Consider the following 26,382-nt stretch of genomic DNA (forward strand, 5'->3'; position numbering starts at 1 on the left):
TAATTAATTTGCCATTATTAACTGAAATTATTGTCTTTTTTTAATTAATCTATTTTCTATCAAAGCTACAATCTCATACATTATAAAAGCAATAACTGATAGAATTACTATACTCATCATAACCATATCTAATTGGGCTATTTGTCCACCATATATTATTAAGAATCCCAATCCTTCTCTTGCAACTAGGAATTCTCCCATTATAACTCCTACCCAAGAAAGTCCAACATTTATTTTTAATGCAGAAATAATAACTGGTACAGAAGCTGGAAAAACTAAATATCTTAATTTTTGCCACTTGTTTGCTTCAAAGGTTGTCATTAATAGCATTTTTCCTTTATCTACCTCATTAAACCCTGTTAAAACACTTATTATTGTAGTAACAATTGAAATTAGCAATGCAATTGTAATAATTGCTGATGTACCATTGCCAACCCAAAATATTATTATTGGAGCAAGTGCTACTTTTGGTAATGCATTTAATACTACTAAATAAGGATCTAATACTTTTGATGCTGTTTTTGAAGCCCATAATAATATTGCAATAGCTACTCCTAAAACTGTACCTAGTGTAAATCCAATTATAGTTTCATAACAAGTTACCCATATATGCCTAAATAATGTGCCTTCATTTATAAAACTAACTAATGATTTAATAATTCTACTAGGACTTGAAGTTAAAAATGGATCTATCCATTTTAATTGCGCTGCAATTTCCCATAGTGCAATAAATGCTACTAAAATTAAAATTCTTATTGCTCTTACTTTCCATTTGTCCCTTTTAACTTTTCTTAAATACAATTCATGCTCTTTTTCCATACTAATTATCCAACTCCCCCCATAACTTTCTAAAGTACTCATTGTACTCTGGTTCCTTTCTCTTATCGAAAGGAGTTGCATCTTTATTCTTAAACTCTATATTAACATCATCCTTTATATAAGCTGGCCTAGAAGTTAAAATTATTACTCTTTTTGACATTACAATAGCTTCACCTAAATCGTGTGTTACCATTATTGCTGTTTTCTTTTCTTTCTTAATTATCTCATAAACATCATCTGTCATTTTTAATCTACTTTGATAATCTAATGCAGAAAACGGTTCATCAAGTAATATTATTTCTGGTCTTAAGACTAATGTTCTAATTAAAGCTACTCTTTGTCTCATACCCCCTGATAACTGTGTTGGCTTATGTGACTCAAATTTTTCTAATCCATAACTTTTTAGTAATTCATCAGCAAATTCTATGTTTTCTTTTGTATATATTTTCTTAACTTTAAGTCCTAATAATACATTTTCTCTAACAGATAACCATGGAAATAAATAATCTTTTTGAAACATATATCCCATTTTATCTAGATTATTTTTTACATCTGGATCATTAAATTTAACTTCTCCACTTGATGGAGTTAATATTCCACTTATAATATTAAGCAATGTTGATTTTCCGCATCCTGAAGGACCAATTATACTTATAAATTCCCCATCATCTACTGAAAAGCTGACATCTTTAATTGCCTCTGTAGCTCCTTCCATAGTGTGATAGTTCATATTTATATTCTTTATTTCTAAGAGACTCACTTTACCACCACCCCATAATAATTTTATAGTTATAGTTAGTAGTTGTTTGTTTATTTTTCTAAATTAATTTAACTTATTTTCTTTTAACTACTAACTAAACTATTTATAGCATTAGTTTATTTTGTTGCCTCTTCTGCAAATGAGTTATTTACGATAACATTAAAATCTGGTCTTGTTTGAATCAAGCTTGAATCATATCCTTGAATAATATCCATTAGCTTATTTAAACCATCTTCACTTACTTCAGGAGTTTCTGAAAATGCATCTATACTCTTATAATTATCTATTACTTTAACTATTACATCTTTATCAGTTCCTGGGAAAAATGAACTAATAGAATCAGCAATTTCTTCACTTGTATGTTGTTGAACCCATAATTGACCTTTGTAAATTGCATTTGTAAACTTTTGAATTATTTCTGGATTTTCATCCATATATGATTTAGTTGTATAGAAGCAAGTATAAGCAATATTTCCTGCTTGTTCTCCTACTGAAGAAACTATACTACCACCACCATCATTTTCTAACATTGTAGCTGTTGGTTCAAATAATGCAACATAATCACCAGTTCCAGATTTGAAAGCACCTGCAGTAGCTGTAAAATCAACATTTGTAACCATATTCACATCATTTTCTGGGTCTAATCCATTTTCTTTTAGTACATACTCAAGAGCCATTTCGGGAATTCCACCTGGTCTACCACCTATTATTTCTTTACCTTTTAATGATGACCAATCAAAATCTTCTTCTGCTTCTCTTCCCACTAAAAATGAACCATCTTTTTGTGTTAATTGTCCAAATACAACTGGATAATCTTCTCTTCCTTGGTTATAAATATAAACAACTTGCTCTGGTCCTGAAAATCCTATATCTGCATTACCACTTAATAATTGTTGCATAGTTTTATCTGCAACCTTATCGAATTAACAACATATGTACACTTTTTAAAACTATTGATTTGTAATATCTCTAGTTGATTCTCTTAAGAAGCTTTTAAATGTTCTCTTAATATATTTCTCAAAGTACCTTTAGCAGTTCCATTCTTACCAGCAATAAGCTGCAATAATTCCATATCTTCATTTGTTAATTTAACTTCTAAATTTTCAAGTTTAAGATTTTCTAATCTCTTTTTATTTAATGCTTCTTTTCTTTCACATTCTTCATTGACTAAATATCTTTCCTTGCCTTCGTCCCAAGATTGAATAAGTTTATAAATAGTAATTGCTATAAGTCCTGATATGAATGTAAGAGATATCAAAGTTGTTATCGGCTCAACTATGCAATTAAAATCAACATACACTTTTATTCTTCCTCCTCAAATTTATTCATAAAAGGTTTATGAATACAAAAATATCTAATATAATCACTTACACTCATTCCTCTGCTTTTCGCAAGTTGAATTATCTTTTCTTTTTCTCTCTTAGATACTTGTACAGTTAATCTATATATTTTTAATTCCTCCTCACTCTTTCTACCCAAAAATTTTTTTTCTTTCATTCCTAACATTTCCGAACCACTCCCCTACTCTCTCCAAATTAAATCGACCATTTACCAACGCTTTACCGACTACTTTTTGTCTATTACCACCACATTACCCCACTATTAGCTTGCCTTTTTAATTTTCTAGTAGTGTGGTAATAGTGTGGTGTTTATATATCCATTAAGTCCTCGTAATCTTCATTCTCTGCTTCTGCACTAACTTCTGATACAACCTTAATCTCTCCTGGTATAGGTAATAATCCTCTAAGAACATCTTTTATATATGCAGCAGGATTACTGTAATTTTGTAATTTCTCATAAAGATTTAAATCTTCTTTCCTATTTCTATTAAACTCTAAAGTAATTCTTAATCTCTCCATAACTTCTCTCCTACTCTCTTATATCCATTTGCATTTGAAAATAAATTATCTTCTATCATTCTAGATGTTGGATATCTCCTTTTAATAGATTTAAAGAAGGATCTTCCCCCTCCACCAGTAACTAAAATAGGACTTGTTCTAACTGGATAACTTATATTTAACTCCTTAAATACTTTTTCTATATTATTTCTTATAATAACTTTAATGAATGTAGTATCTTTCTTTTCTCCATCTACTTCTAATCCATTTTTTATTATGTTTTCTGCATCCTCTATATTTAATCCTAATGTGTATATACTATTTATTTCATTTATTAAATCATTATATATATTTATCATTCCTACATCTAAGCTAGTGCTTTTTGCTACACTTCTCTTCTTTCCTGCTTTAAGTAGTGCTATATCTGTAGTTCTTCCTCCTATATCAAGAATTATTATATCTTTACTTGCCATTTCTCTTCTTTTATCAATATCTAAGCTATAATAAGTTGCAACTCCTTCTGGGAAAACTGCAGCATCTTCAATGCATATATTCCTTTCTATATCATTTAATTTGAAATTTAATATTCTATTCTCTCCTATTACTTCAAGCAACTTTTCTTTTTTAGTCTTATATTGATTTATAGGTAAACCTAATACTATTCTTACAAACTCTTCTTTAGTACTTAATCCAACAGCTAAGCATAACATCGGTAAAAGATTCTCTTTAGATATTTTATCTAAGTTAGTATCATAATCACCTTCTCCAATTATAAAAACTTCATTATTAAATGTAATTTGATAGCCCGTACTTATTAGATAATTTTCTCCTTTAGTTATTAATGATGGAACTATAACTCCTTTGCTTGTCTTAATGTTGCAATTGCCTAAATCTACGCCTATTGTCTCCATATTATCCCTCCGAATACTTTTTTAAGGCTACATTGTTGCCCTTTGTTATATATGTATTCGTAAGTATAAGATTTATTCCTATTTATGAATTAAATTTATAAATATAAATTATTTTTATAAAAAGAAAAGGCCCTTAATCTTCAAGGTACCATATATCTTCTACCTTTAAATTAAGAGCCTTACTTATTTTTAATATTGTTTCTATATTCCCTTGTTGTTTATTAGTTTCAATTTGACTATAAGTACTTGGTTTAATTCCAATTACTTTGCAAAACTCATTTGAATTCATCATATACTTAGTCATTCTTATTTCCTTAAGTTTATTTTTAACCATAACACCACCTCATAATTATTTTATTCGCTAAGATGTTTATTTTTCCCTTTTATTGGTTATAATTAAGATATCAATTCCTTATTAATGAAATAATTCACTATAAAGCTAGTTTTATTTTATATTGTTTTAGAACATACATTCTGATATCATTTAACTAAAGATTGTATTTTATGACATGAAGATATTGGAGGTTCTAATATGCTTGATTTTAAACTAAAAGATATAAATAACCCTTTTAAAATGAGAAAAGGTGAAACTATAGTTGATTTAGATAGGTATGTTGAAGTTTTAAGGGAAAATAATATTCCTTTTACTCAAGAGCAGTATGAAGAAGCAAAAGTAATTTAATTTGATGCTTTTAAGTTTTTATAAATTAATTTAAAATATAAAAAATACTAAGGTAAAATTATACCTTAGTATTTTTTATGTTCCATTGCTATCATCTTTATCGCAATCAATTTCTCCAGTACTCGCCGTCATTCTAGTTCCATTTATAAATGCAAAAATAACAGCTGCTAATCCAGTTCCTCCAAATATAACACCTGATATTTGTTTATCGTTTAAAACACAAACTATCCCGCCCAATGTTATTACTATTCCTAAAATAAAGGCAAAAATTATTCCTAGCCAGCTATTTCTTGAGTGAGCTTTCAAAAAAGAACTTTCCATTTCATGCCTATGAGCAATTTGTTTTTCAGTCATCTGAATAATTCTATCTGCAGCTCCTGGACATACCTTATCATATCCCGATAATACACTTGGATGTGGTAATGGTCCTGAGAAACTTTGTCTAACTTCCCTGATTGAAATCTTTTTTATAGGTTTAAGTTCATCACTTTCAATAATTGATTTATGTTCAATTTCATTATGTATATCATTTGCTGCTTCTTGATCAACAATTTCTTTTATTGAATTTTCGTTTGTTTCATGCTCCATAATATATCTTTACCAACCTTCTCCCAATCGGATTTTATCATATTATAATCATTTACTTTGCAATTCTTATCATAATTCGGTTTAAAAATATTGAATATCCAGCTTACGTTCACTATTGTTTCCTTTGTTCTAATTCTTAAATTCCACATATAGATTCCTCCTCTTAACTCTTTCCCTAAGCCTTATATACTATTTACTATACACACCTTATAATAAATTTTATACAAGTAAATAAGTAATAATATATATTATTACTTATTTACACTTTATCATTCTATCGGAAAATAGACAAGTATCATTTCGGATGAATTTATAATTTTTTTACTATTTTTTAATATTTTTATACAATTTTATATTAAATTTCATATTTTATCTTTGGAAATAAAAAAAAGGCTAGTAAGTAAGATTTCTCCTGCCTACTAGCCTTTTTGTTGTTATAAATTTAATAATTTTCTCCAAGTATTTTGCCCAACAATTCCATCTGCTGAAAGTCCCCTAGTCTTTTGAAACTCTCTTACTGCAGTATATGTTCCAGTACCAAAGATCCCATCTACTCCATTAGTGCTATATCCTAGCTTAACTAACTTTTCTTGAAGTAACTTAGTTATATTACCTTGAGCACCTTTCTTTAAAGTAGGACAACCTGCTAACGTTGCTGGTCCTGCTATTCCATCTACTTTTTGACTTGAAAACCCTTGAACGTTACATTCATTTTGTAATCTTCTAATCCAATCATCTCCAATACTCACATTTGAAATAGATTTACTAGCAATTACTTCATCTAACTTTGCAAATGTCTTAGTACCAGCTAAACCATCTGCTACTAACCTATAGTCTTTTTGGAATTGAATTAAACTGTTATAAGTACCTTGTCCAAATGAACCATCTGCTCCATATCCTCCACAGTCATATCCACAAGCAATTAATTTTTGTTGAAGTTCTAAAACTCTTGTCCCTACATAAGTTTTAGCTTCTGCAATAGGGTCTTTTTTTGCCACTACAGTAGTTTCTGCTATTTCAGTATTTACAGTAGTTCCTGCTAATTTTGATTTGAAGTTTAACCATCTTTCCCAATTATTATTAGTCCAATTAGGGCAAATTTTTCTACTAGCATCATAGTGTCTAACAATATGATCTAAATCTATATTGTATAAATCCATTAAATATTTGCCTAATTCTAAAGCATTAGCTTCTGTAGTTTCGGAAATAACTCCTTGTGAATTACAACACATTTCTATAGAAATAGAGTTTCTATTTAATATTCCATAAGCACCTTTACCATCACCAACAGCCCATGCTGAATTATTTAAATTAACAACTTGATATATATTTTCATCATCAATGAAAAAATGTGCTGAAGTATTTCTATTACATGCATTAAAATATTTAGCATTATTAAGAGCAGTATCTCCTTTATTTCCTGTATAATGAAAAACTAGATATTCAATATTGCTCCCTTGTCTTGAACTAAAATTATAATCTGATATCATTTTTTGAATTGTTAACATATTAAATTCCTTCTTTCTTATATATTTTTATAAAATAAAAGAACAGGATCTACTCCTGCTCTTTACTTAACTCTTTCTTTTCTCCATCTTTAAGTTGTACTAATGCATCTTTTAATTTCTCTGGTATAGGTAGTCCTAAACCTGCACAATTTTCTAAAAGACTTATTCCTTCATTTGCTATATAAAAGTAGCATATAAGTGTTCTAAACACCCAAGTGCCTGTATTAAGTAATCTATCTAATAATACTGCTACTATTAAAACTATAAATATTACAGTTTTTCTAGCTATTCCTTTAAGCCCTATATCGCTAGATACTTCTTTATTTATCCACGCTCTTAATACTCCAGTTAGATAATCTAGTGCCATAAATGATACAAGAACAATAAGAGCAGTGTCCCATGTACCGAATAACCAAGTTACCCCAGTTCCTATTGCTGCTACAATAATTTTAAAATAGTTTAATAAGTTTTCCATTTTACACCTTCCTTTTATTTTTTGTATTAAAAAAGAAGCTAGATTTTACTCTAACTTCTTAATGATTTTTTATTTAATTTTACGAACAATATTTATCAATTATTCTTAAACTAACTTTAATAACAAATTTGATTTATTTGTAAGTCCACTATTGAATGTTATTACAATTTCCCTAGTGTCATTGTCTAAAGTAATATTAGATACAGTACGTCCGCCTGTATATGCTCCTAATCTAGCTTTTTCTCCATGAAACATTGTAGTGTCTGAATTATTTCCAATAGTAAAGGTATAAATAATACTACCTTTTAGATAATCAGTTATAATAAGTTGTAACGGTGGATTTCTCCAATATTCAGTATTTGCTAAATAATAAAATGGATGTAACTTTAAATAATCTATAGGTTTTATTCTAATTTCACTAACACTTGCTGTATCACCTAAAATTGGATGTGATGTGTATTTTAAATAATTTTGTCTATAATATTTATTAATATTTACATAACTTGCGAATACATCATAATTCATAAATTCAATACCATTTATTACTAATGTGCCTCCCGTACTTTGGCTATGTTCATTGGTTAATGTTAATGTATGCCAACCTTTTGTTGGTATTCTTAAACACTTAACTCCATTAGTGAACACTTCATCTTTATTAATCAATAAGGTTCCACTATTAGTAAATTCTAAACTGCTTTTATTATTATCTAAAGGTGTTGCACCCTTTCCAATACTAGCATCAATTGAATTTTCTGGTGCTTTTAATCCGAAGTCTAGTGAAATTTTTATTTTATCCGCTCCAGTATAAATATATGGTATTACAAACATGTCGTCCTCTTCACAATAAAAACTATATGTAATGCTTGAACCAGGATTAAGATTTAACACACTTCCACCAGTATTATTTAATTCACTCGGTGTATATGCTCCACTTGTAGCACTATAACTATAAGTACCATTAACAACAAAATTATCAACAGTTTGCCTATTTAATAATTTTGTACCTCCTTTTACATATTGAGGTTTTAAAAGATTTTCAGAAACAAAAACACTCGCACTTTTCATTCCGAAAATTTCGTAACCAACACCATTAAAATGTACCCCATCAGAATTTATGTTGTTATAGTTAATTGTAAATAATTCAGTATCAATATATGGTACGTTATATTTTTTACATAACTGTATAAGTCCATTTGCAAATGTATCAACATCTAAATCGCCGAAAGATTGTAACTTTGGAGGTGTAAAAATAACTACTGCTTTACCCCATAAGATCTCCCTTATAATAGCTTGTTCATACCACTTTAAATATTCGTCAATGTTACCTCTATATTCTTCAGGTACGTAATCAGCTCTACTATCATTTGTACCATACATAATAATTGTTAAGTTTGCATTATGTTTTTTATTCCATCTTTCCATACCTTTTTTAACATAATCACCACTATATCCTCTATTTATTACTGTTACATTGTTTTTATATATTTTATTTAAATATTTTTGTAAGGATTCAGGGTATGTGATACTTGCTCTAGTAAAGCTATGTCTTGAACCATTATCACACGGTGTTGTGTCAGCACTTCGTTTATCTTCGGAATTTACATCATGCCCATAAGTCATGCTATCCCCCATACATGCAATTGTAACTGGACTACCATTTCTTAAATTCCTTAAAAAATTAGCCATATAGATATTTTGTAAACGAGTTATTTTATCAACCATAATAAAATCATTTATACGATAATTTGTTGAATCAATATCCATCAATAATTTTAAAGTAATCATGTGTTCCAATTGTTCGCTATTATTTTTTATATTTTCTTCGACTGAAGTGAATCTTTCATTCAATGTATCATGTGATCCTCTAGCAAGTTTAACTTCCATATTAGCATTATCATGATCAATTGAAGCGTCATCATAACATTGTTTAATTGCATCATGTATTGACTGCCTTACATCTTTTCCAAACACGGCACTTTTTATTTGATTTAAATAATTTTGTATACTAGCCATTTACTACCTCCTCTAAAACCGTTATTCTATCACTATTTTCTTTAATAGTTTTATTCATCTCTACTATGTTTTCATTTACTTGTAATATTGTAGAATTTATATTTGTTAAATCCTCACTTATAGCTTGTACTGTTTCAGATAATAAAGTAATTGATTCAACCATAGCAGCTATTGTTCCACTTGTATTATTACCCAAGTTTATTACCTCCTCACTTACTTTATTAACACTTTTAGCTGTTGTATTTGCTAATGCAGAAACATTTTTAATCTCTAATTTAGTGGATGTAATATCTTTACTTATAGAATTTATTTTATTTGTCTGTTTTTCCATTTCTAATTGATAATCTTTAATATCTATTTGTTTATCACCTAAAGTTATACTAGATGATTCTGGAGAAGATATATCAATTGTTTTTTCTATTATTCTTACGTTATAATCAATGTCTAGTAATTCATGTTTTAAAGGATAATAATTACCTACTTCAAAACTATCTATATCTAATCCTATAAGACTTAAATCTAAAGCATTGATTTTATTAGTTATAGATATTTTTTGTGATTTAAGATAATTCTTACCTTTAGTTAATAATGCAGCTGGAGTTGTAACATCATCCCAAGTAACAATTCCTTCTATTATCCCAAATTCTTCTATTGCATCAATATCATCTAAATAATTTATTCCAGCATTAACACTTGAAATTGTTAACCTTTCCTCTGTGTCAACCTCATTTCCTTCTTCATCAGTTATACTTAACTTTGTTCCAAGTGGAATTAATCTAGTATAATAAGTCGTAGGATCCTTTTCATTGCTTATATCTTTAATATTTTTCCCTAATCTTAATGCAGTAGTACAGGTAGTTCCTATCTCAGTTAAATAATCTAAATATCTAATATTACCTTCATATCTTATTTGAAGCTCTCCACCTAATGTATCTAGTAAATCATCATTAATATTTTTCCAGGTAGTATCATAAGCAAGATATTTATATAAATTATCAGTAGTATTAGTTACTGTAACTTCACCCAATTCAAATCTTTTGAATTCTTCCACTTTAGAATTATGGTTATCTAAAATTAGTTTTAAATAACCCTTAGGTGTAATATTATGATATTTTCCATACAACTGATTGCTATCTATTAAATATGCTAATTCACTTTCACAAACAAAATTTTTACTTATTACTCCTGAACTACTCATTTCACCTACTAGTTTTAATACTCTCCCCCTAAATTCATATTTATTAGTTTTAGTATTATAAACATTAATTAATGTTTTTAGTGGCTTAATCAAATTATACCCCTCATTATTATGAAAAATATTAAAAGTGAAACTATCAATACAGTTTATTCCCTTCTTAATAGTCCCACTTATTCTATTAGCTTTATTACTTGTAGAAACATGATTTATAATAGTTTCTACACCATCATTTATTATTTTTACGAGATACATTACAATACCTCCTTAAACCATTTAAATTCTATAGTACCATTACCTTTTAATAATAAATTATTTTCTCCTTTATCTAATTTAAAATCAAAAGATTTCATTTCTCCTGGAACAAATCTATATGTGATGTTATTTTTTATTATTTCAAAATTATTATCACATATAATAGTTGGATATACTCCTACTGCACTATTATTGTATAAAGTAATAGATTCATTTTCTATAACATTAAACTTAGTGTTTTGGCCTATATCAAGTTCAAAATTAAATTCATTCCATATATCATGACCATCTTGAAGTGTAGATATTTTAAATGGATATGCTGTGAAGCTAACTGTTAATTGAGCATAATTATAAAAGCTTTCATCATAATCTATACCAGTACATTCTGCTAAAAAATAAAATCCTGGAATTTGATCATCATATAACTTTGATTGAATACCATCATAAAGCCATTCAATTATTTTAATTTTTAACATATTTAATTTAACTTTATCTTTTTTAGGAAGGCTAAACGTATATGTTATTTCTCTTTCATCATAAGTTTGTTCTCCATATAATAAAGAAAAATCATAAGAACCATTCATGAAAGGAACAGTATCTTTGATTTTTCTTTTTGAGGGAATACTTATAGATCTGGATAATATTTTAATTCCAAAGTCATTATAGCTATGTTTATTATCTTTTTTTATACCTAACATTTATACAAGCACCCCTCTTTTACTTAAATTTAATCTATTTCCTCCTACTATATCAGAATACGGTGCAATTGTTTCAGCAACAACTTTGCCATCTAATACAGTTTGTAATATGAATGTTCCACCATTTGAAAGTATATTTTCAGTTTCTCTGTTCGGTATAACTTGTGAACCTCTAGGCATTGATACTAGCTCTGGGCCTTGTTCCCCTACTATGGCAAGTCCCCCTTTAAAATAATCAGTTCCTTTAGCCAACATAGGAATTTCCGATATATTAAATCCCTTTCCACCCAACCCTGGTACAAAGTCGGGAACTTTTATTTTATTTATTCCTCTTATGAACACATTAATTGAGCTTATTATTGCATTAATTCCTCCTTTTACGAAGCTTGTTATCCCTTGCCACACACCAGATACTATATTGCTTATACCTTCCCAGCATTTACTCCAGTTTCCTGTAAGTAATCCCGTAAGTGTTTGGAATATACCTTGAAGTACTTTAGATGCCCCACTAACAACTCCTGCTACAGTATCCCAAACATTTTTAATTTTACTAACTATTAAATCTCCAAAATTATCCCATATAAATTTAATTGCGCTAGTTACTGCTGTAAATATACCTTTTACTATTTCAAAACCAAGAGATACTATTGTTGAAATCTTATCTAATGCAATAGATATTATTGTTAATATAAAGTCCCAAGCAGCAGAAATTGTTTCCTTTAACTGTGAAAGTATAGGTTGTAAAGTATCCCATATATATTGCCATGCGGTTACTATAGCACTCCAAATATTGTTTAAAATCGGCACTATTGTCGTTAAAATAAAATTCCATGCTTCTACTATAAATGTTTTTATTTCATCTATATAAGGTTGTAACATTGTAGTTATATCAACCCAACATTGAACTATTACAGTTTTTAAATATTCTAATATAGGTGTCATGAATTCAACTATTGCGTTCCATGTATTAATAAAGAAATTCTTAAAATCTTCATTTGTATTCCATAAATACATAAATCCTGCAACTAATGCAGCTATTCCAGCAATAACTAATAAAATAACTCCTCCTGGACCAAATACAGTAGTCATTACTGTTCCAATTCCTTTAGTCCCAGCCATTACTCCTTTCATTGCCGTAGCTACACCTTTTCCCCAACCAGCAATTTTAGAACCAGTGGTAATTAACTTACCTATAACTAATAACAATGGTCCAATTGAAGTTGCTATTGCTCCAATAATTAAAATTAACTTTCTAGTCCCTTCATCTAGATTAGCAAACTTTTGAACAACATTTGTAATACTTTCTACAACTTTCATTAGCATAGGTATTAATACTTCACCAAATGATATTGCAACTCCTTCAAGTGCTGATTTTAATTGAGTTAACTTACCATTTAAATTATTCTGCATTGTTTCAGCCATTGTTTGTGCTGAACCATCACAGTTATAAATAGCAGTAGTTAGCTTTTCAAAATCTTCATCACTTGCATTTATTATTGATAACATACCTGCTAATGCTTCTTTTCCGAATAATGTTGAAGCCGCTGCCCCTTGTGTAGCTTCATCTAAACTACCCATTTTTTCTCTTAACATTATCATAACATCCTGTAATGATTTCATTGAACCATCTGCGTTAGTTAATGACAAGCCATACTCTTCCATTACTGAAGCCATTGAAGATGTTGGTGATAACATATTGGTTAATGCAGTTTTTAAAGAAGTCCCTGATTGGCTTCCTTTAATACCTGCGTTTGCCATTAGAGAGAGTGCTATAGAAGCATCTTCTGCAGAATATCCCATTGAACCACATAAAGGTGCTACATATTTAAATGATTCTCCTAACATAGATACATTTGTATTAGCATTGGATGATGCTGAAGCTAATATATCTGCAAATCTTCCACTTTCCTCTGCTGACATTCCAAAAGCAGTTAAGGAATCTGTACAAATATCACTTACTATAGCTAAATCTTCACCAGAAGCAGCAGCTAGATTCATAATCCCACTTATTCCAGATAGCATATCTTCAGTTTTCCATCCAGCCATGGCCATATATTGAAATGCTTCTGCAGATTCTGATGCAGAGAACTTAGTTGTCGCCCCCATTTGTTTAGCCATATCTGTTAATCTTTCAAGATCATCCCCAGTTGCTCCACTTATGGCTGATACCTTGCTCATGCTTTCTTGAAAGTCTGCAGCAGTTTTAACACTTATAGTTCCTAATCCTAGTAATGGTGTGGTTATTCCTACTGTAAGAGTTTTCCCCATATCAGTTATTTGTTTACCAGCATTCTTCATAAACTTTTCTGCTTTTTGCATTTCTTTTTGTAATTCAGAAAAATCTGCCCCAGCTCTTACTAACAGGTTCTTAACTACCGCCAATAACCTCACCTCCCATCATTGCATTTAATCTTTTAACTACTTCTAACATTTGTTCATTTGTTTGCTTTTTCTTTTCTTTCAATAAATCTTTAAGTTTTGGAAGTTTCTTCATTCGTGCAAAAGATTCAGTATAATAAGCTTGTATTAATATTTCTTTAGAACGTTCTTTCTCTCTATCTTCAAATGCTTCTATAGATATAAATAATTCTAAAGGAGTCATATCCCAAAAATCTTTTAAAGAAATCCCTATCCTAGTGGCTATTTTCATGCAGTTTTCAATAGAAAACTCTTGAGTATCTCCACTATTATTTACTTTTTTTCTTGAACTTGAACTCCGAATGCATCTTGCATTATTTGGGGAATTAATTCTATTGCTCCTTTAATTCCTAAGTGAGCATCTAATAATTCTATTGTTTTTTCTAAAGTTAACTCTTTATCTTCATGTTTTAATCCAGCGTAATATATAACTGGTACTATTTGTTCTACTTCTAGATCTTCATCTTCAAAATCTATCTTTGTAAGACTTTCTCCTGTAATATTTTTAAATTCTTGCATAGCTTTAAACCCTAAAACTACATTTCTTTCTTTATCTAATTTAACTGTTGTAAATACCATACTTATTCCTCCTTAAAATAAAAGACTAGGATTAAATCCTAGCCTTAAGATACTGTTAATGTTGGTTTCCCACTTACTTTTATAGAAGCTTCAAATGGAATATTATCTTCCATTGGTGCAGATGTAGAAATAGAAGTAACTACCCCTTTAAATGCCCATTTAGCTCCTAATGATGGTGGAAATTCAATTTCAAAAGAAGTTAATTCTCCACTTTCAAACAATTCATAAACTTCTTTCTGCCCTTTCCCTACTGTAGGGTTGAAATATCCTGATAAAGAAACTTCTCCTGCATCCTTTAGTCCTTGAATAAACTCTCTATATCCATCAGGTGAATCAAGAGTAGTAACTTCTATTGTATCTGCTGATAGCTCCATTCCTCCTATTTCAGTTAATTCTGCAACAGTTTTTTTACTATCTTCAGTACCAATATTAAATTTAGTACCCATACCTTTAGTCGCCATATTATTCCTCCTTGTAATTAACAGTTAATAATAAACTGCTTTTATATGCATTAGGTTGATAAATATATTCATCTCCTAATTCTTCTAAATCTAAATTGTTTATTCGTGGTCCATCGCCACCTATTCTATTAAAAAGAATTCCTATTAATTTCTTTTTAATTTCAACTTCTAATTCATCTAATTTTTGATAATCCTCTGAAATTAAAACTAGTTCATATGTAGCTTCAATATCAGTAATTATTCCTGATAAATCTTTTAGGAATTTACTTCTACTTTTTCTATAAACTAAAAAAGGAGGTTTAACCCCCTCCGGTGCTACAATTGGATACACTCTTTTATTTAATCCAGTAATAGCTTTTAGTTCTGTTCTTAAGCCATTATCAAAAGTTATTTTAATCACCTGCTTATAATTTATCAATTTCATCAGCTAAAGTTTTAACAATAGCATTTTCAATTTGACTTTTATTATCTGTTAATGAATTGTGCAAAAATTTAAATCCTGGGACATATCCTCCACTTTTTGTCTTGAATCCATATTCAATACTTGCTGGATAATATGCTCTTTTTCCTGCTTTTGAAGTTTTAACAAAGACATCGTTATATGAAGGATCTGGCCATAAATCATAAACTTTTTTACCTTTTATCTTAGTTTTTTCTGCTTTTTCTTTAATAGCTTTTCTAAGATAACCAGTTTGGTCAACCCATCTTCCATTTTTAGCACTTTTCTTTGCTATTTGAATTCCTTTTTTAGCAGCTTTATTAACACATTTTTGTGGTAATTCTCCTGCCTTTTTTATAGTTTCAATAACTTCATCAAGCCCTTCAACTATTACTCTATTTGACATTACATTAACTCCCTACACATAAGTTGTAAAATAGCATTTTTTTCATACTCATTTATAACTGATACTATATTAAAAATCCTATCTTTATATAAAATTCTCATATCTGGAGTTATTCCTTTTCTATATCTTAATCTAACCTTATGAGTTAAATCACTATTAATAGTTTCAGCTTGATAATATTCTCGTCCAGATATAGGATTTATACTTGCCCACGTTGTGACTATGTCATTCCATTCTTCTTCTTCTGAATCTAAATTTTGAATCTGAAATGTAATTCTATGATTTAATTTTCCTGGATCCATATCATCACCTACAAATAATTGATTGAATGCATATCCAATATACTTGAAACCATAGGATTAACTTTTGTTTGAGCCGTTACGCTATTTATTCTATTCTCATAAAATTCACCTACTATAGCTAAGACTGCAAATGATAAATCTTCTTCATTGTCAGCTCTTTCCTCACTTAATCCTGTATACTTAAGCACATAATTTTTAGCCATTTTTAAATAATTCTCAAGCATTGAATCATCATAACTATCATCTATTCTTAAGTGTTCTTTAGCTTCAAGTATTGTTATTTCACTCATTTTCAAGTGGCTCACCTCCTAAATTAAGAAGGTGGTATAAAACCACCTTCAAATTATTGAATTTCTAATGCTACTATTTTTTGATGATCTATCACTTTAGAATCTACTTCAATATATCCTACAACTCCAATAGCATGTTGAGTTGCAAATTTTTCTATTAATACTTGAATTTCAACATTTTGTGCAAGCTTAAGAGCTAAACCTTTATAATCTCCATAGAATAATGGTTTATTTCCAGTAGCTACTTCATCAGCTGATTCAGTTATATATACTGGCTTATTTAATAACATCCAACCAAATCCATTAGTTAAATCCTTAGTTAATAAATATTCACCATCAGTAGTTTTTAATTTTCTTAATGATTTAAATGCTTTCTTATTCATTATCCAAGCAGCATCTTTTTGATATACTTCTGGAATTGCCATTTGAACTTCTATTAAATCGTCAGCTGTTATTTTACCAGCACTTTCAGTTGTAATAACATTGGTAGTTGATTCAATACCATCCATCTTATCTTCTGTTCCTTTGATTAATTCTTTTTCTAAGAATTCAGCTATAGCTTGAGCAACTTTTCTAATTACATATGATAGTAAATCAAAATCACTTCTATTCATTAATGATTTAGATACTTTAGCTAAACAACCAACTATATGATTTGTTAACTTTACAGTTTTAAATTTACCTGTTCCTTCTGTTAACTCTGTTAAATCATCAACATAAACTGCCTTTATTGATGATTGAGTTTCATCATATACTGGGAATACTAAATCTCCCCCAACATTATAAACTTCAACCATTTTATAAATTGGTGATAATTCCTTTACTGTTTCAATAATTCTATTTGCAATAGATACTGGAATTATCCCTCCATTATCTGCTATATTTAAAGCTCTTTCTTCTCCTCTTATGAATTTTAAAAAGTTTTCTTCATCAATAGATCTTTGTTCTTTCTTTTTATCCTTAGCTGGAGTTTTGTTTTCTAATGCTCTTGCTTCTTCAATAGCTTTTAAAGTTGTATCAATATTATTTATTTCATTTTTAAGTTCTCCAAATCTTTTATTCTCATCTTCTGAAAGAGCTCTTGTTTCAGCTTCAGCTTTGTTAACCATATCTCCCATTTCTTCAATTAATGCTGCTCTCTTTTCTTCTAATCCCTTTACATCTGTTGGTAAAGCTCTAAATTCTGGTTTTCTATGTTTTCTTGCTATTTTTGACATTATTATGTCCTCCTTATTTATATGACTTTAATTTTAATATTTCTATTTGATTTTTATAAAGTGAATTATCGAACTCTTCAGTTCTATTTTCTTTTTCTTTTTTCTTTTGAGTTTTATCAACTAGAACAGTTTTAGAATCATTACTTCTAGTTTCAGTAATTATCTCCTCTTCTGCTCTCATTTCAATACTTGTCCCAACATAAGCTGGTGTCATTGTATTATCAACTATAGATACTTCAAATAAATCTAATTCTTCTACATATCTACGTTGAAATCCCTCTGTTGTATCTTCCCATTTATCCTTTTCAGAATAAAAACCAAAAGACCATCCTCTTAATTGACCATTTTTAGCTTTTTCAATTACATCTGCATCAGTTACAGTACATATTGCTCTTAAGCCTATTCCATCTTCAAATAACTCTAAGTTCCCTTCTTTAGTTGAACCTAGCTTTCTATTTTTATCATGGTTAAGTAATAAATCAACATTATCATTCTTTTCTAATGATCTCGTAAAAGCTTCTGGTACTATCTGTTCTTTAAACTTCCCCTTAATACTTGGAATAAATCTACTATCTTTACCCGTTGCATTTACATATCCATCTAAAAGAACCCTATCATTCCTTACTTCTATCCTCATCTTTTTCACCCCCTTTCAAGTCTGTTATTTTACTTGTTTTATCAGTATTAGGAGTATAAATTGTATTATCTTTTGTATTAAATAATACATCTTGTAATCCAAGCTTGATAATATCCTCAAATGCTTTAATAGGCTCTCTATCTTCTTCATATCTAACTTCATTAATACTTAGAAAACCATTTTTAATACCTATTTCGTAAGCCTTAAATCTCTTTTCAATATCACCTTTAAGTAGTTCCTTAATATCAAATGCAAAATAAAAAGACTTCTTCTCTTTCTCTAGAAGTAAGTCTCTGTTTAATGATGATAATATTGCTCTTAAAATTGGAAGTATAGCCATCTTTACAAACTTTTCATAATCACTTTCATTAGCTTTTCCATCTCCCTCAATCATTGAAGGTGGCACATTTAATATTTTACATATTTCAATACCATTAGCTTTCTTATTTTCATTTAATTGCATTTCTGTACTAGTACTTCCACTCTCCTGGAATGATAACCCTTTATTTAGTACAATACAATTTTCACTATTCCCTGAATACATCTTGCCCCACTGGTCTTTCAATTCTCTAATAGCATCATCAGTTAGCTTAGAACTTTCTGATTTTATAAATCCTTTTTTATTCCCTCCAGTTTTAGCTAATATATTTTCATATACTAGGGAATTATAAGTTGCAGTCAATAATTTATTACTACTTTCAATTATTCCAGTACCAGTAGCTCCATCTTTAGTATTTCTAAGTATTTTTATAAAGTTATGTGGATAATAAGTTTCTCCGCCTACTAAAATATCATAACTTTTAAATATCGGATCTACATTCTTATTAATAGATACATCACTTTCTTTCACATAATGTAGGCTCTCAATTTTACCCCTATTCTTGTTTATATAAGCATATCCATTACCCATTAATAAATAATCATCAACTAGAGCCTTTTTAAATTGAAAACCATCTAAAGTATCTCTAGTATCATCATTTAATAACTTAACTCTGTTATCATCTAAAACTTGAGTTACTTTCCCATTTTCTTCTTTAAAAAGTTGAATTGGCAAAGTTGCTATAGTATTGCTAACTAACTCTAAACATCCTGCAAGTGTAGGTATATTTAACGCCATTTCTTTAGTTACTCTATCTTCTCCTAGTTTAGCTTGTAATAATAAATCCTCTAATGTTGTTTCTTCAGTTCTTACTTCTTTTTTCTTTCTCCACCACGCCATTTAATCACCTCCTCTCTAGATAACTTGAATAGTACAATCCATTTCTGAATCTAACATTATATCTTCCTGCAATAAATATAATGCATCAATAATACTCATAACTAAGTCTATTTTCCCTTTGCTCTTTTTCTTATTTAGATATTTATTAAGATTCGTATCTTTTGTTTCTCTTGCATTTTCAAAGTTAATCTCCAATAATTTATTATCTAAATAATTAAAGGACTTGCTTAATATACTTTCTTTTAATAATTTAATTGGAGCATGAAGTATTCTACTATGCTGTACTACTTCAACACACTCAATATTGCCTTTTGATTCAAGTTTTTGAGCTGATGATAATGCATTTCTTCTATCATAGCCAAGCTTTACAATTTCAACTTTATATTCTTCTTCAATATTTAATATAAAATCCTCAACAAACTCATAGTCTATAACATCATCACCACATGCATAACAATTCTTCTGTCTAATCTGCTCCTTATAATCAACTTGTTCTTTCTTAGATTTCATTTCAACTCTTTCCTTAGGAACAAATGCCCAACTTTTAGCAATTATTTTCTTAGTATCTTCATCATAAGTTAACATTGATACTGCTGTATTATCATCTGTTTCAGCTAAGTCAACCCCTATATAGACTTCTCTACCTTTCCAATTAAATTTATTAATTTTACATGGTTTTAATTCATCAATAGTTATAAAAGCTTCTCCACTATTAGCTGGCATAAAATAATTCATGCTCTTAGTTAGATATTCTTCCACTAAACTCTGTTGTTCTAATGCTCTATCTCTATCTTCTCTAATTGTTTCATAATTCTCCTCTATTCTTAAAGGATTAGCTTGATACATTCCAATATCATCCCATAGATGTTCTTCTTCAGCATAATATAATAATGCAAATTGTCTTTCATTCTTAACTAATCCATTAAAAACTTTTTTCATATATTCCAAATCATCTTGCATTATTGAATTATCAATTGCATAAGCAGTAGTTGTTCTAAATAACAAAGGATTAATTACATTTTTTTGACCTGATTTCATAGCTGTAAAATTACTATTATCTTTAAAGTTACCATGTTCATCACTTACAAATGCTGATGGTCTAATTGAGTTGTTTTTACCACTCTCGGCAGTTCTAGGCTTAAAAAAACTTTTAGTAATTTTACACTTAACAGGGCCAATTTCTGTTTCTGACCATGTAAAGTGTTTTGCTATTAATGGACTAGCCTCTAATATTTGAACCATAGCTTTTCTTATTTCTGCTGCAAGTTCTCTGTTTAAACATATACTATAAAATTCTGAATAATCTTGTTCTGTAAGCATTAACAATAAAAAAGCTATCCCTACCAATGCAGTTTTAGCATTTTTTCTTGCAATATATAAAGTTATATCGTTATATCTAAACTTTTCTGGCTTATCTTTAAATCTCCATCCAAAAATATTAGCTAAAAAGAAGCATTGAAAGTCTGCTAAATTTTCTAATACTTGTTTTCCTGCAACAAATCCAGTCGCAAAATTAAATAATTTTAATAGATTATTTATTATCTTAAGCTTATCTTCATCAAAATAAAATTTAAAATCATCATTATTTTGCTTTTTTAAATCGATTAAGAACCATTTACATTGAATTATAACTTCTTTGGTTGTTATCTCTTTACCAGCAACAACTCTTTCTGCATATCTAATAGCTCTATCAAGTAAAATCATTATTCCCCTCTAAGAGCTTTAACAACTGCATCTTCTTCAGCATTTTTAGTATTTATATTTATATTAGCTATCTTTGCTCTAGATTGTGGTGATAAACATAACTCATTACAACATCTATAGAAATCTTTATCGTAACTATCTTTTTTAGACATTATATCTTTATTAAATAGTAACTTCTGATTTTTATTTACTAATCCTTCAATGAAATGTAATCTATCAATTGCAATTGCTGCTTTAGTAAGTAAAAATGTATCTAAATTACTTAGAATTTCACTTGCTTTTAATTCATCTACTATAAAATTAAAGAGATAAAGTTGAGTTTCTGTTAAATCCATGCTTGGAACTAACTTATCAGCTTTACCTCTTATTAATTCTTCTTTTTCTATTCTAGTATTAATCTCTTCTTTTGTTTGAGAACATTCAGTTAAAACTTTAGCCGATTTACATGGTCTTGCCAAACTCAACACCTCCCAAAAATTAAAATATATTTTATCTCACGAAAAATATTTCATTTTACAGATTTTTTTTCTTCGTATAAGGCATAGTAGGTGTACAGAAACGCTCCAAAACCCATTTTTTAGCCCCGGGGGGTTAGTAGAATTTTTTCATCTGTTCTTTCACTATTGCTATTAATTCATCTCTTTTTATACTGTTTTTTTCAGCTAAATGATGATGATACTCACATAAAGTTATTAAATTATTATCTTCTTCTCTTAAATCATAATCTTCCTCTAATGGTACTATATGATGTACTGATAGATTCCTAGAGTTTATTTTCCTTTGGGTATTATATAAATCTCTAATGCATATCTGACACATATATCTATCTCTACGTTTTATATCTTCTCTCTTTATCTGCCATGCCTTTGTGCTTCTAAACTTATCCTTTTCAGTTATCTTTTTAAACACTTTTTTTATTGGCTTCTTCGAACAAACTATATTAGTAGAATGAACTCTTCCACAATAACAACAACTCTTTAATCTAGCCATAACTACTATTCCTTTATTTATATATCTATACTTTTTGATGCTATTTCTTTTTCCTTAAGCTTCAATACTTTCTTATCATTCTCTACTTTGTTAGGATCATCTTTCCATGATGCTTTCTTTCTATTATTTAACCAATACTTTTGAGCATTAACATCTGGTCTAGCAAACTTCTTAACTTTAGAAATCTTTACATCCTCTTTAACAAGTACTGCTCCATTCTCACCTTCATACTCTTCTTTTACTTTAGTTGCTACTTCTTCATAGTAATGATAGCCTGTACAACATTTAAATAAAGCATCTTCTACTTGCTCATTTCTAGCTTCTTTAACTTCATCTATTGCCTGCTTAAGTTTTGAATTATTATTTTTTTTGGCCTTCCATGCACTTCTTGATATCCCTAAAAACTCAATGATTTCTTTATCCTTGCAACCGTCCTTAAGCATTGATATTACTTGTGTTAGGTTACTTTCAATAATTTCATCAACTGACTTTCTTCCCACTTTTTCACCTCCTTTTTGTGGCCATTTCATTTTTCATGGCTTTTTATTTTTTTAAGCTTTAAATTTTCATTTTTAAAATTCAAAATAAAAATAGCCTGTACCCATTGAAAATACTAACTTTAAACTACTTTTCTATTTTTTTATTCAATCAGTAATATAGGTGACGATTACGCATACCATTTTTTAAGTACATATATTAGTAATAATTTTTTATTTATCACTTAAACAAGTACCATTTCTTTTTTTACTGATTTAACCTCTAAACAGTAATTTAATCTTATATTCCTGTATCAGCTATTCTTGCAGCATCTTTTGCCATTTGTTCTTTTAATCCTAAATATCTTTTAGTTTCCTCTATACTCTTATGTCCAAGTGCTATTCTTACTGCTTCTAAATTACCATTAGTTTCAGTATAGATTTTAGTAGCATATGTTTTTCTTGGACTATGTCCTGTTATATGCTCTAATCCAATAGCTTCTCCAACTTCTTTTAATTTATCACTAAAAGATTTTTGTGTTAAAGCTTCATTTCCTCTCCCTTTTCTACTAGGAAATGCAAACTCTGACCTTTTCTTTCCTTTAAGATATTGCTTTAAATGCTTTTCTAGTGATGGTCCAATTTCTGCAACTCTTTTCTTTGGTTTTCTCCTATTAGGATTCTTAACAACTTCACTTTGCCATTGTTTATATTGCTTTTGTTCCTGGATTTCAAAGTACCCTTTATCTAATGCATCTTTTATTTCTCCAACTGTTAATGTTATTATGTCTTGCATTCTATATCCTGTTGCCCTAGCAAGTAAAAATAACATTAAATTTCTTTCTGGATATTCTTTACTTAATTCAACCAGCTTTTCTTTATATCTTTCATATTTAGAATCTGGAATAGGATTTGCAGAACCTTTCTCCCATTCTCTTATTTTTTCTTCCACCATTACCTCACCTGCTTAATAGCCCCTCGTCTACTTCTCCTGTATGATGAATGATGCATTAATTCCTTAATATCTTTCTCTGTCAGATTTTCTTTTTTATTTTCACCTCTAATTTTTCTTAACCTTTCATAACGCTCTGGACAACTTTCTTTTATAATTATTCCAATCTCCATTACTATCCCTCCATTTTAAACATAATAAAAGAGCTGTTATTTCTAACAACTCTTAAACTCATTTATCAATCTTCTTGGTACATCCCAAGGAATTGCACAATCTATATTCTTTTTTAACACTATATCTCCATCTTTTTTAGTTTCATATAATGATCTATTCTTTAATATAAAAGTCTTATCACTCATATACTGCTTACTTTCATGTTTTGTTATTTTTCTTACTTCATTTTCATAAAACTTTAGATGCTTTCTATTTTTTAAGTGAATAGATTTAAAATCTTTGAAATTTCTTTGTATGCATTTATTTACTGCTGATTTATTTACATTTAACTGTTCTGCAATCTCTCTTGCATTTAATCCATTGCAATATAATTGCTTTACTAATTCTTTATTCAAACCCATTCCTCCTAAAAAATGATATAGTTTACCCCAACCCATTCAAAGTGGACATTTTTTAATTTTAATAAGTAATATCCCTATGAACTTCTTGTTATTTCCGATTTAATTTATATTCATAATATCATAAATATAAAAAAAGCGAGAGGAATTTACCCCCGCTTTTTTTAAAAAACATATACTTTTTACTATATTTTCTTTTATTTTTATTCATTTTTAGCAAGTGATTCCGCACTTTTTGATGTTAAAACTATATGGCTACTATCCATAACTATAACGGCCCTTGTCTTTTTGCCTTGTGTTAAATCAACTAACATTCCCATATCTCTAGCATTCTTAACAAGTTTCTTTATAGGAGCACTTTCATAATCTGCCACTGATACAACTCTATCCTTATTTATACTATTAAAATAGCCAACATTTAGTAATTTACTCATATTCCCTCCTTCTAGTTTTATTATCATTTACGAGTATTTTATCTTCGATTAATTTTTATTTTTTAGTTCCTTCAACTCTTCTCTTAAAAATTGTATTTGATCTTCATATATTTTCTTAAGCTGTGGTGTATTATCATCTTCATAAACATAGCTTTCTAATCTTTTAATTCTTTCTTCTAATTGTTGTTTTCTCGTCTTAACTCTCTCTATCATTGCCTGTAATTACTCTCTTTTTTTCTTCTTAATCTGACACTAAGCTATATCCAAAAGTAACTATTTATTATTCTTTTCCTCTAATTTTTTATAAAACTCACTCATCGGTATAGGAATGAACCCTTTTGGATTGTCATATTCTTTTAATAACTCGCTTGTTACTTTTAAATAATAACCTTCATCACATTCTATCATTTGTCTTGTATAACCAGCCCAGTCTATTGATTTTAAATAATCTCTTAGATCTGGTTGCAATATATTTATGATAACTTTATTGTCTACACAATATTGCTGAAACTCTCTTGATATTTTGCCATTCCTTCTAAATTGACTTAATCCATTTAACATAGGTTTTAATAATTGCTTTTGGAATTTTGTTTTATCCTTTTTTGTGGGAACTATATAAAATCTTATTTCACTCTTATCGAACTCATCAAATGGACAATTACATCCTCCGTCACCAGTAACTGCATATTCATTAGCTTCTATGTCTACGCTCTTTTCAAAATCTGCTACCTGTTGTTTTTGTTTTTGAACCATACCTACATACTTTTGCATGTCTTTATAATAATTACTATCTTTCGTTACTAGAAATGCCCTTTCCATAAAATCACTCCTTAATTCCCTCATGTTTTTGAATTTAGCTTAATACCTTTTTAAGAATCCAATTAATAAAATATCATTATCTTTCTTAACTGTTTCGATTCTATCTAGTTTCCATCCTTGTTCTAAGTATTCATTCACTTCATCATCAAATATCCAACTTAATTCTAACTTTGTTGAAATAGTTACAATCCTATTTCTTTGTGCTTGAATCTTTGATGGTTTATATCCTGTTTTTACAAAATTCATTTTTTACCTCCAACCTTAACAAAGAGTGTTTTTGAATTATTTGTTAACTATTTAATTCCTTAATTTTATCTATAATATCTATTGTTAAACAAATCTTAGGTATATCTAATTCTACGTATGTTGTTCTATCCCACTTAAAATCACTCTTCGGAATAGATAGAGCTGTTAAATCTAACTCACATCCTCCAAATACTGATAACCCAGTTTCATCTAATTGATGTACTCTGTAATTTTCATCATCTTCTCCTACTACTATAAATTCATTTAAAAAGTGTATTGGTGCTTTAAATGCTTTCCTTGTCCTCTCATGTGCTTTTATCAAACTTTTGTAATATATAGATTCTTCATTTACTGAATAAACCTTAAATTCTAATTTCATTTACTTTCCCCATTTCTTCTCACTATTTTTGAATTGTTCACTACTTTTTATAAATAGAGCTTATTAAATCCATCTTTTGAAATTCTAATAAATGTTTACC

Annotated in this window: 37 protein-coding genes and 1 pseudogene; 1 reads left to right on the plus strand and 37 read right to left on the minus strand. The window is 28.8% G+C overall.

Features of this window, described 5'->3' with window-relative positions:
* Positions 1–27 precede the first annotated feature (27 nt).
* The 8 genes and pseudogenes from ABUA17_RS05930 to ABUA17_RS05965 form a co-directional block, all read right to left on the minus strand.
* The gene (locus ABUA17_RS05930; RefSeq protein ID WP_042393575.1) at positions 28–819 is read right to left on the minus strand and encodes an ABC transporter permease; all 792 of its coding nucleotides are present in this window, start codon (positions 817–819) and stop codon (positions 28–30) included.
* Position 820: 1 nt separating this feature from the next.
* A complete protein-coding gene (locus tag ABUA17_RS05935; RefSeq protein WP_042393574.1) occupies positions 821–1,579 on the minus strand; it encodes an ABC transporter ATP-binding protein in 759 nt (252 codons plus the stop codon).
* A 116-nt stretch (positions 1,580–1,695) separates the two neighbouring features.
* Positions 1,696–2,490: pseudogene (locus tag ABUA17_RS05940) on the minus strand (ABC transporter substrate-binding protein); the annotation flags it as partial.
* A 71-nt stretch (positions 2,491–2,561) separates the two neighbouring features.
* Positions 2,562–2,879 carry a hypothetical protein gene (locus ABUA17_RS05945; RefSeq protein ID WP_302739114.1) on the minus strand — a complete coding sequence of 106 codons (318 nt, stop codon included), beginning with the start codon at positions 2,877–2,879 and terminating at the stop codon, positions 2,562–2,564.
* 2 nt (positions 2,880–2,881) lie between these two features.
* Positions 2,882–3,085, minus strand: coding sequence for a plasmid mobilization protein (locus tag ABUA17_RS05950; RefSeq protein WP_349817972.1), 204 nt, complete (start codon positions 3,083–3,085; stop codon positions 2,882–2,884).
* Positions 3,086–3,228: 143 nt separating this feature from the next.
* Entirely contained in the window at positions 3,229–3,438 is a 210-nt protein-coding gene (locus tag ABUA17_RS05955) for a hypothetical protein (RefSeq protein WP_302739112.1), read from the minus strand.
* Positions 3,426–4,328, minus strand: a complete 903-nt coding sequence (locus ABUA17_RS05960) for a ParM/StbA family protein (protein ID WP_349817971.1) — start codon at positions 4,326–4,328, stop codon at positions 3,426–3,428. The genes ABUA17_RS05955 and ABUA17_RS05960 overlap by 13 nt, the downstream gene beginning before the upstream one ends.
* A 133-nt stretch (positions 4,329–4,461) precedes the next feature.
* Entirely contained in the window at positions 4,462–4,662 is a 201-nt protein-coding gene (locus ABUA17_RS05965; protein WP_349817970.1) for a helix-turn-helix transcriptional regulator, read from the minus strand.
* A 198-nt stretch (positions 4,663–4,860) separates the two neighbouring features.
* Between ABUA17_RS05965 and ABUA17_RS05970 the strand changes: the two genes are divergently transcribed.
* Positions 4,861–5,010, plus strand: a complete 150-nt coding sequence (locus ABUA17_RS05970) for a hypothetical protein (protein ID WP_349817969.1) — start codon at positions 4,861–4,863, stop codon at positions 5,008–5,010.
* A 75-nt stretch (positions 5,011–5,085) separates the two neighbouring features.
* On the opposite strand, the gene ABUA17_RS05975 is transcribed toward ABUA17_RS05970, so the two are convergent.
* The 29 genes from ABUA17_RS05975 to ABUA17_RS06115 form a co-directional block, all read right to left on the minus strand.
* Positions 5,086–5,598 carry a DUF2335 domain-containing protein gene (locus ABUA17_RS05975; RefSeq protein WP_349817968.1) on the minus strand — a complete coding sequence of 171 codons (513 nt, stop codon included), beginning with the start codon at positions 5,596–5,598 and terminating at the stop codon, positions 5,086–5,088.
* Between the two features lie 434 nt (positions 5,599–6,032).
* Positions 6,033–7,106, minus strand: coding sequence for a peptidoglycan recognition protein family protein (locus ABUA17_RS05980; RefSeq protein ID WP_349817967.1), 1,074 nt, complete (start codon positions 7,104–7,106; stop codon positions 6,033–6,035).
* Between the two features lie 49 nt (positions 7,107–7,155).
* Positions 7,156–7,581: a phage holin family protein gene (locus tag ABUA17_RS05985; RefSeq protein ID WP_349817966.1), complete on the minus strand. Its 426-nt coding sequence runs from the start codon at positions 7,579–7,581 to the stop codon at positions 7,156–7,158.
* Positions 7,582–7,686: 105 nt separating this feature from the next.
* Positions 7,687–9,594, minus strand: coding sequence for an SGNH/GDSL hydrolase family protein (locus tag ABUA17_RS05990; protein WP_349817965.1), 1,908 nt, complete (start codon positions 9,592–9,594; stop codon positions 7,687–7,689).
* Positions 9,587–11,044, minus strand: coding sequence for a phage tail protein (locus tag ABUA17_RS05995; protein WP_349817964.1), 1,458 nt, complete (start codon positions 11,042–11,044; stop codon positions 9,587–9,589). Before ABUA17_RS05995 ends, ABUA17_RS05990 begins: the two co-directional genes overlap by 8 nt.
* Entirely contained in the window at positions 11,044–11,742 is a 699-nt protein-coding gene (locus tag ABUA17_RS06000; protein WP_349817963.1) for a phage tail domain-containing protein, read from the minus strand. Before ABUA17_RS06000 ends, ABUA17_RS05995 begins: the two co-directional genes overlap by 1 nt.
* Positions 11,743–14,124 (minus strand): phage tail tape measure protein, encoded by a 2,382-nt coding sequence (locus tag ABUA17_RS06005; RefSeq protein WP_349817962.1) that lies wholly within the window; start codon positions 14,122–14,124, stop codon positions 11,743–11,745.
* Positions 14,111–14,392 (minus strand): hypothetical protein, encoded by a 282-nt coding sequence (locus ABUA17_RS06010; protein ID WP_349817961.1) that lies wholly within the window; start codon positions 14,390–14,392, stop codon positions 14,111–14,113. Before ABUA17_RS06010 ends, ABUA17_RS06005 begins: the two co-directional genes overlap by 14 nt.
* Positions 14,393–14,433: 41 nt before the next feature.
* A complete protein-coding gene (locus tag ABUA17_RS06015; protein ID WP_042393531.1) occupies positions 14,434–14,739 on the minus strand; it encodes a hypothetical protein in 306 nt (101 codons plus the stop codon).
* Between the two features lie 44 nt (positions 14,740–14,783).
* Entirely contained in the window at positions 14,784–15,200 is a 417-nt protein-coding gene (locus tag ABUA17_RS06020) for a phage tail tube protein (protein ID WP_042393529.1), read from the minus strand.
* Between the two features lies 1 nt (position 15,201).
* Entirely contained in the window at positions 15,202–15,600 is a 399-nt protein-coding gene (locus ABUA17_RS06025; RefSeq protein ID WP_198133957.1) for a hypothetical protein, read from the minus strand.
* A gap of 4 nt (positions 15,601–15,604) precedes the next feature.
* Positions 15,605–16,045 carry a hypothetical protein gene (locus ABUA17_RS06030; RefSeq protein ID WP_042393524.1) on the minus strand — a complete coding sequence of 147 codons (441 nt, stop codon included), beginning with the start codon at positions 16,043–16,045 and terminating at the stop codon, positions 15,605–15,607.
* Complete coding sequence (locus ABUA17_RS06035; RefSeq protein ID WP_042393521.1) at positions 16,045–16,347, minus strand: phage head closure protein; 303 nt, start codon at positions 16,345–16,347, stop codon at positions 16,045–16,047. The genes ABUA17_RS06030 and ABUA17_RS06035 overlap by 1 nt, the downstream gene beginning before the upstream one ends.
* An 8-nt stretch (positions 16,348–16,355) precedes the next feature.
* Positions 16,356–16,637: a head-tail connector protein gene (locus ABUA17_RS06040; RefSeq protein WP_157029100.1), complete on the minus strand. Its 282-nt coding sequence runs from the start codon at positions 16,635–16,637 to the stop codon at positions 16,356–16,358.
* 53 nt (positions 16,638–16,690) lie between these two features.
* On the minus strand, positions 16,691–17,854 hold the full coding sequence (locus ABUA17_RS06045; protein ID WP_042393515.1) for a phage major capsid protein: 1,164 nt from the start codon (positions 17,852–17,854) through the stop codon (positions 16,691–16,693).
* A gap of 13 nt (positions 17,855–17,867) precedes the next feature.
* Positions 17,868–18,491 (minus strand): HK97 family phage prohead protease, encoded by a 624-nt coding sequence (locus tag ABUA17_RS06050; RefSeq protein ID WP_042393512.1) that lies wholly within the window; start codon positions 18,489–18,491, stop codon positions 17,868–17,870.
* Positions 18,469–19,710 carry a phage portal protein gene (locus ABUA17_RS06055; protein WP_042393510.1) on the minus strand — a complete coding sequence of 414 codons (1,242 nt, stop codon included), beginning with the start codon at positions 19,708–19,710 and terminating at the stop codon, positions 18,469–18,471. Before ABUA17_RS06055 ends, ABUA17_RS06050 begins: the two co-directional genes overlap by 23 nt.
* 15 nt (positions 19,711–19,725) lie before the next feature.
* Positions 19,726–21,414, minus strand: coding sequence for a terminase large subunit (locus ABUA17_RS06060; RefSeq protein ID WP_042393508.1), 1,689 nt, complete (start codon positions 21,412–21,414; stop codon positions 19,726–19,728).
* Positions 21,414–21,872, minus strand: a complete 459-nt coding sequence (locus ABUA17_RS06065; protein ID WP_042393501.1) for a P27 family phage terminase small subunit — start codon at positions 21,870–21,872, stop codon at positions 21,414–21,416. The genes ABUA17_RS06060 and ABUA17_RS06065 overlap by 1 nt, the downstream gene beginning before the upstream one ends.
* Positions 21,873–22,005: 133 nt before the next feature.
* Positions 22,006–22,404, minus strand: a complete 399-nt coding sequence (locus ABUA17_RS06070; protein ID WP_349818235.1) for an HNH endonuclease — start codon at positions 22,402–22,404, stop codon at positions 22,006–22,008.
* Positions 22,405–22,421: 17 nt separating this feature from the next.
* Positions 22,422–22,904, minus strand: a complete 483-nt coding sequence (locus ABUA17_RS06075) for a Xaa-His dipeptidase (protein WP_349818236.1) — start codon at positions 22,902–22,904, stop codon at positions 22,422–22,424.
* Between the two features lie 277 nt (positions 22,905–23,181).
* Positions 23,182–23,835, minus strand: a complete 654-nt coding sequence (locus ABUA17_RS06080; protein ID WP_349818237.1) for a tyrosine-type recombinase/integrase — start codon at positions 23,833–23,835, stop codon at positions 23,182–23,184.
* Complete coding sequence (locus tag ABUA17_RS06085; RefSeq protein WP_349818238.1) at positions 23,835–24,005, minus strand: hypothetical protein; 171 nt, start codon at positions 24,003–24,005, stop codon at positions 23,835–23,837. Before ABUA17_RS06085 ends, ABUA17_RS06080 begins: the two co-directional genes overlap by 1 nt.
* A gap of 42 nt (positions 24,006–24,047) precedes the next feature.
* A complete protein-coding gene (locus tag ABUA17_RS06090) occupies positions 24,048–24,401 on the minus strand; it encodes a DNA-binding response regulator (protein WP_349818239.1) in 354 nt (117 codons plus the stop codon).
* A 206-nt stretch (positions 24,402–24,607) separates the two neighbouring features.
* Positions 24,608–24,838 (minus strand): DUF370 domain-containing protein, encoded by a 231-nt coding sequence (locus ABUA17_RS06095; protein ID WP_133017104.1) that lies wholly within the window; start codon positions 24,836–24,838, stop codon positions 24,608–24,610.
* A 48-nt stretch (positions 24,839–24,886) separates the two neighbouring features.
* Complete coding sequence (locus ABUA17_RS06100) at positions 24,887–25,051, minus strand: hypothetical protein (protein ID WP_349818240.1); 165 nt, start codon at positions 25,049–25,051, stop codon at positions 24,887–24,889.
* A gap of 60 nt (positions 25,052–25,111) precedes the next feature.
* Positions 25,112–25,657, minus strand: coding sequence for a hypothetical protein (locus ABUA17_RS06105; RefSeq protein WP_349818241.1), 546 nt, complete (start codon positions 25,655–25,657; stop codon positions 25,112–25,114).
* Positions 25,658–25,696: 39 nt separating this feature from the next.
* The gene (locus ABUA17_RS06110) at positions 25,697–25,903 is read right to left on the minus strand and encodes a hypothetical protein (protein ID WP_195949621.1); all 207 of its coding nucleotides are present in this window, start codon (positions 25,901–25,903) and stop codon (positions 25,697–25,699) included.
* A 43-nt stretch (positions 25,904–25,946) separates the two neighbouring features.
* Positions 25,947–26,282 (minus strand): hypothetical protein, encoded by a 336-nt coding sequence (locus ABUA17_RS06115; protein ID WP_342986011.1) that lies wholly within the window; start codon positions 26,280–26,282, stop codon positions 25,947–25,949.
* Positions 26,283–26,382 lie beyond the last annotated feature (100 nt).

This window comes from Clostridium sp. RTP31139st1_H3_RTP31139_211217, assembly GCF_040227035.1.
In the GTDB taxonomy this organism is placed as follows: Bacteria; Bacillota; Clostridia; order Clostridiales; family Clostridiaceae; genus Clostridium; species Clostridium saudiense.

Coding starts and splice junctions, on each gene's coding strand:
- ABUA17_RS06030 (WP_042393524.1), bottom strand. CDS start 16,045: ATGTCAAATAGAGTAATAGTTGAAGGGCTTGATGAAGTTATTGAAACT.
- ABUA17_RS05965 (WP_349817970.1), bottom strand. CDS start 4,662: ATGGTTAAAAATAAACTTAAGGAAATAAGAATGACTAAGTATATGATG.
- ABUA17_RS05955 (WP_302739112.1), bottom strand. CDS start 3,438: ATGGAGAGATTAAGAATTACTTTAGAGTTTAATAGAAATAGGAAAGAA.
- ABUA17_RS06010 (WP_349817961.1), bottom strand. CDS start 14,392: ATGAAAATAGCCACTAGGATAGGGATTTCTTTAAAAGATTTTTGGGAT.
- ABUA17_RS06055 (WP_042393510.1), bottom strand. CDS start 19,710: ATGGCGTGGTGGAGAAAGAAAAAAGAAGTAAGAACTGAAGAAACAACA.
- ABUA17_RS06100 (WP_349818240.1), bottom strand. CDS start 25,051: ATGATAGAGAGAGTTAAGACGAGAAAACAACAATTAGAAGAAAGAATT.
- ABUA17_RS06070 (WP_349818235.1), bottom strand. CDS start 22,404: ATGGCTAGATTAAAGAGTTGTTGTTATTGTGGAAGAGTTCATTCTACT.
- ABUA17_RS06115 (WP_342986011.1), bottom strand. CDS start 26,282: ATGAAATTAGAATTTAAGGTTTATTCAGTAAATGAAGAATCTATATAT.
- ABUA17_RS05985 (WP_349817966.1), bottom strand. CDS start 7,581: ATGGAAAACTTATTAAACTATTTTAAAATTATTGTAGCAGCAATAGGA.
- ABUA17_RS05970 (WP_349817969.1), top strand. CDS start 4,861: ATGCTTGATTTTAAACTAAAAGATATAAATAACCCTTTTAAAATGAGA.
- ABUA17_RS05995 (WP_349817964.1), bottom strand. CDS start 11,044: ATGTATCTCGTAAAAATAATAAATGATGGTGTAGAAACTATTATAAAT.
- ABUA17_RS05960 (WP_349817971.1), bottom strand. CDS start 4,328: ATGGAGACAATAGGCGTAGATTTAGGCAATTGCAACATTAAGACAAGC.
- ABUA17_RS06105 (WP_349818241.1), bottom strand. CDS start 25,657: ATGGAAAGGGCATTTCTAGTAACGAAAGATAGTAATTATTATAAAGAC.
- ABUA17_RS06050 (WP_042393512.1), bottom strand. CDS start 18,491: ATGAGGATAGAAGTAAGGAATGATAGGGTTCTTTTAGATGGATATGTA.
- ABUA17_RS05930 (WP_042393575.1), bottom strand. CDS start 819: ATGGAAAAAGAGCATGAATTGTATTTAAGAAAAGTTAAAAGGGACAAA.
- ABUA17_RS06095 (WP_133017104.1), bottom strand. CDS start 24,838: ATGAGTAAATTACTAAATGTTGGCTATTTTAATAGTATAAATAAGGAT.
- ABUA17_RS06060 (WP_042393508.1), bottom strand. CDS start 21,414: ATGATTTTACTTGATAGAGCTATTAGATATGCAGAAAGAGTTGTTGCT.
- ABUA17_RS06085 (WP_349818238.1), bottom strand. CDS start 24,005: ATGGAGATTGGAATAATTATAAAAGAAAGTTGTCCAGAGCGTTATGAA.
- ABUA17_RS06080 (WP_349818237.1), bottom strand. CDS start 23,835: ATGGTGGAAGAAAAAATAAGAGAATGGGAGAAAGGTTCTGCAAATCCT.
- ABUA17_RS06110 (WP_195949621.1), bottom strand. CDS start 25,903: ATGAATTTTGTAAAAACAGGATATAAACCATCAAAGATTCAAGCACAA.
- ABUA17_RS06040 (WP_157029100.1), bottom strand. CDS start 16,637: ATGAGTGAAATAACAATACTTGAAGCTAAAGAACACTTAAGAATAGAT.
- ABUA17_RS06020 (WP_042393529.1), bottom strand. CDS start 15,200: ATGGCGACTAAAGGTATGGGTACTAAATTTAATATTGGTACTGAAGAT.
- ABUA17_RS06045 (WP_042393515.1), bottom strand. CDS start 17,854: ATGTCAAAAATAGCAAGAAAACATAGAAAACCAGAATTTAGAGCTTTA.
- ABUA17_RS06000 (WP_349817963.1), bottom strand. CDS start 11,742: ATGTTAGGTATAAAAAAAGATAATAAACATAGCTATAATGACTTTGGA.
- ABUA17_RS06035 (WP_042393521.1), bottom strand. CDS start 16,347: ATGGATCCAGGAAAATTAAATCATAGAATTACATTTCAGATTCAAAAT.
- ABUA17_RS05980 (WP_349817967.1), bottom strand. CDS start 7,106: ATGTTAACAATTCAAAAAATGATATCAGATTATAATTTTAGTTCAAGA.
- ABUA17_RS05975 (WP_349817968.1), bottom strand. CDS start 5,598: ATGGAGCATGAAACAAACGAAAATTCAATAAAAGAAATTGTTGATCAA.
- ABUA17_RS05950 (WP_349817972.1), bottom strand. CDS start 3,085: ATGTTAGGAATGAAAGAAAAAAAATTTTTGGGTAGAAAGAGTGAGGAG.
- ABUA17_RS05990 (WP_349817965.1), bottom strand. CDS start 9,594: ATGGCTAGTATACAAAATTATTTAAATCAAATAAAAAGTGCCGTGTTT.
- ABUA17_RS06015 (WP_042393531.1), bottom strand. CDS start 14,739: ATGGTATTTACAACAGTTAAATTAGATAAAGAAAGAAATGTAGTTTTA.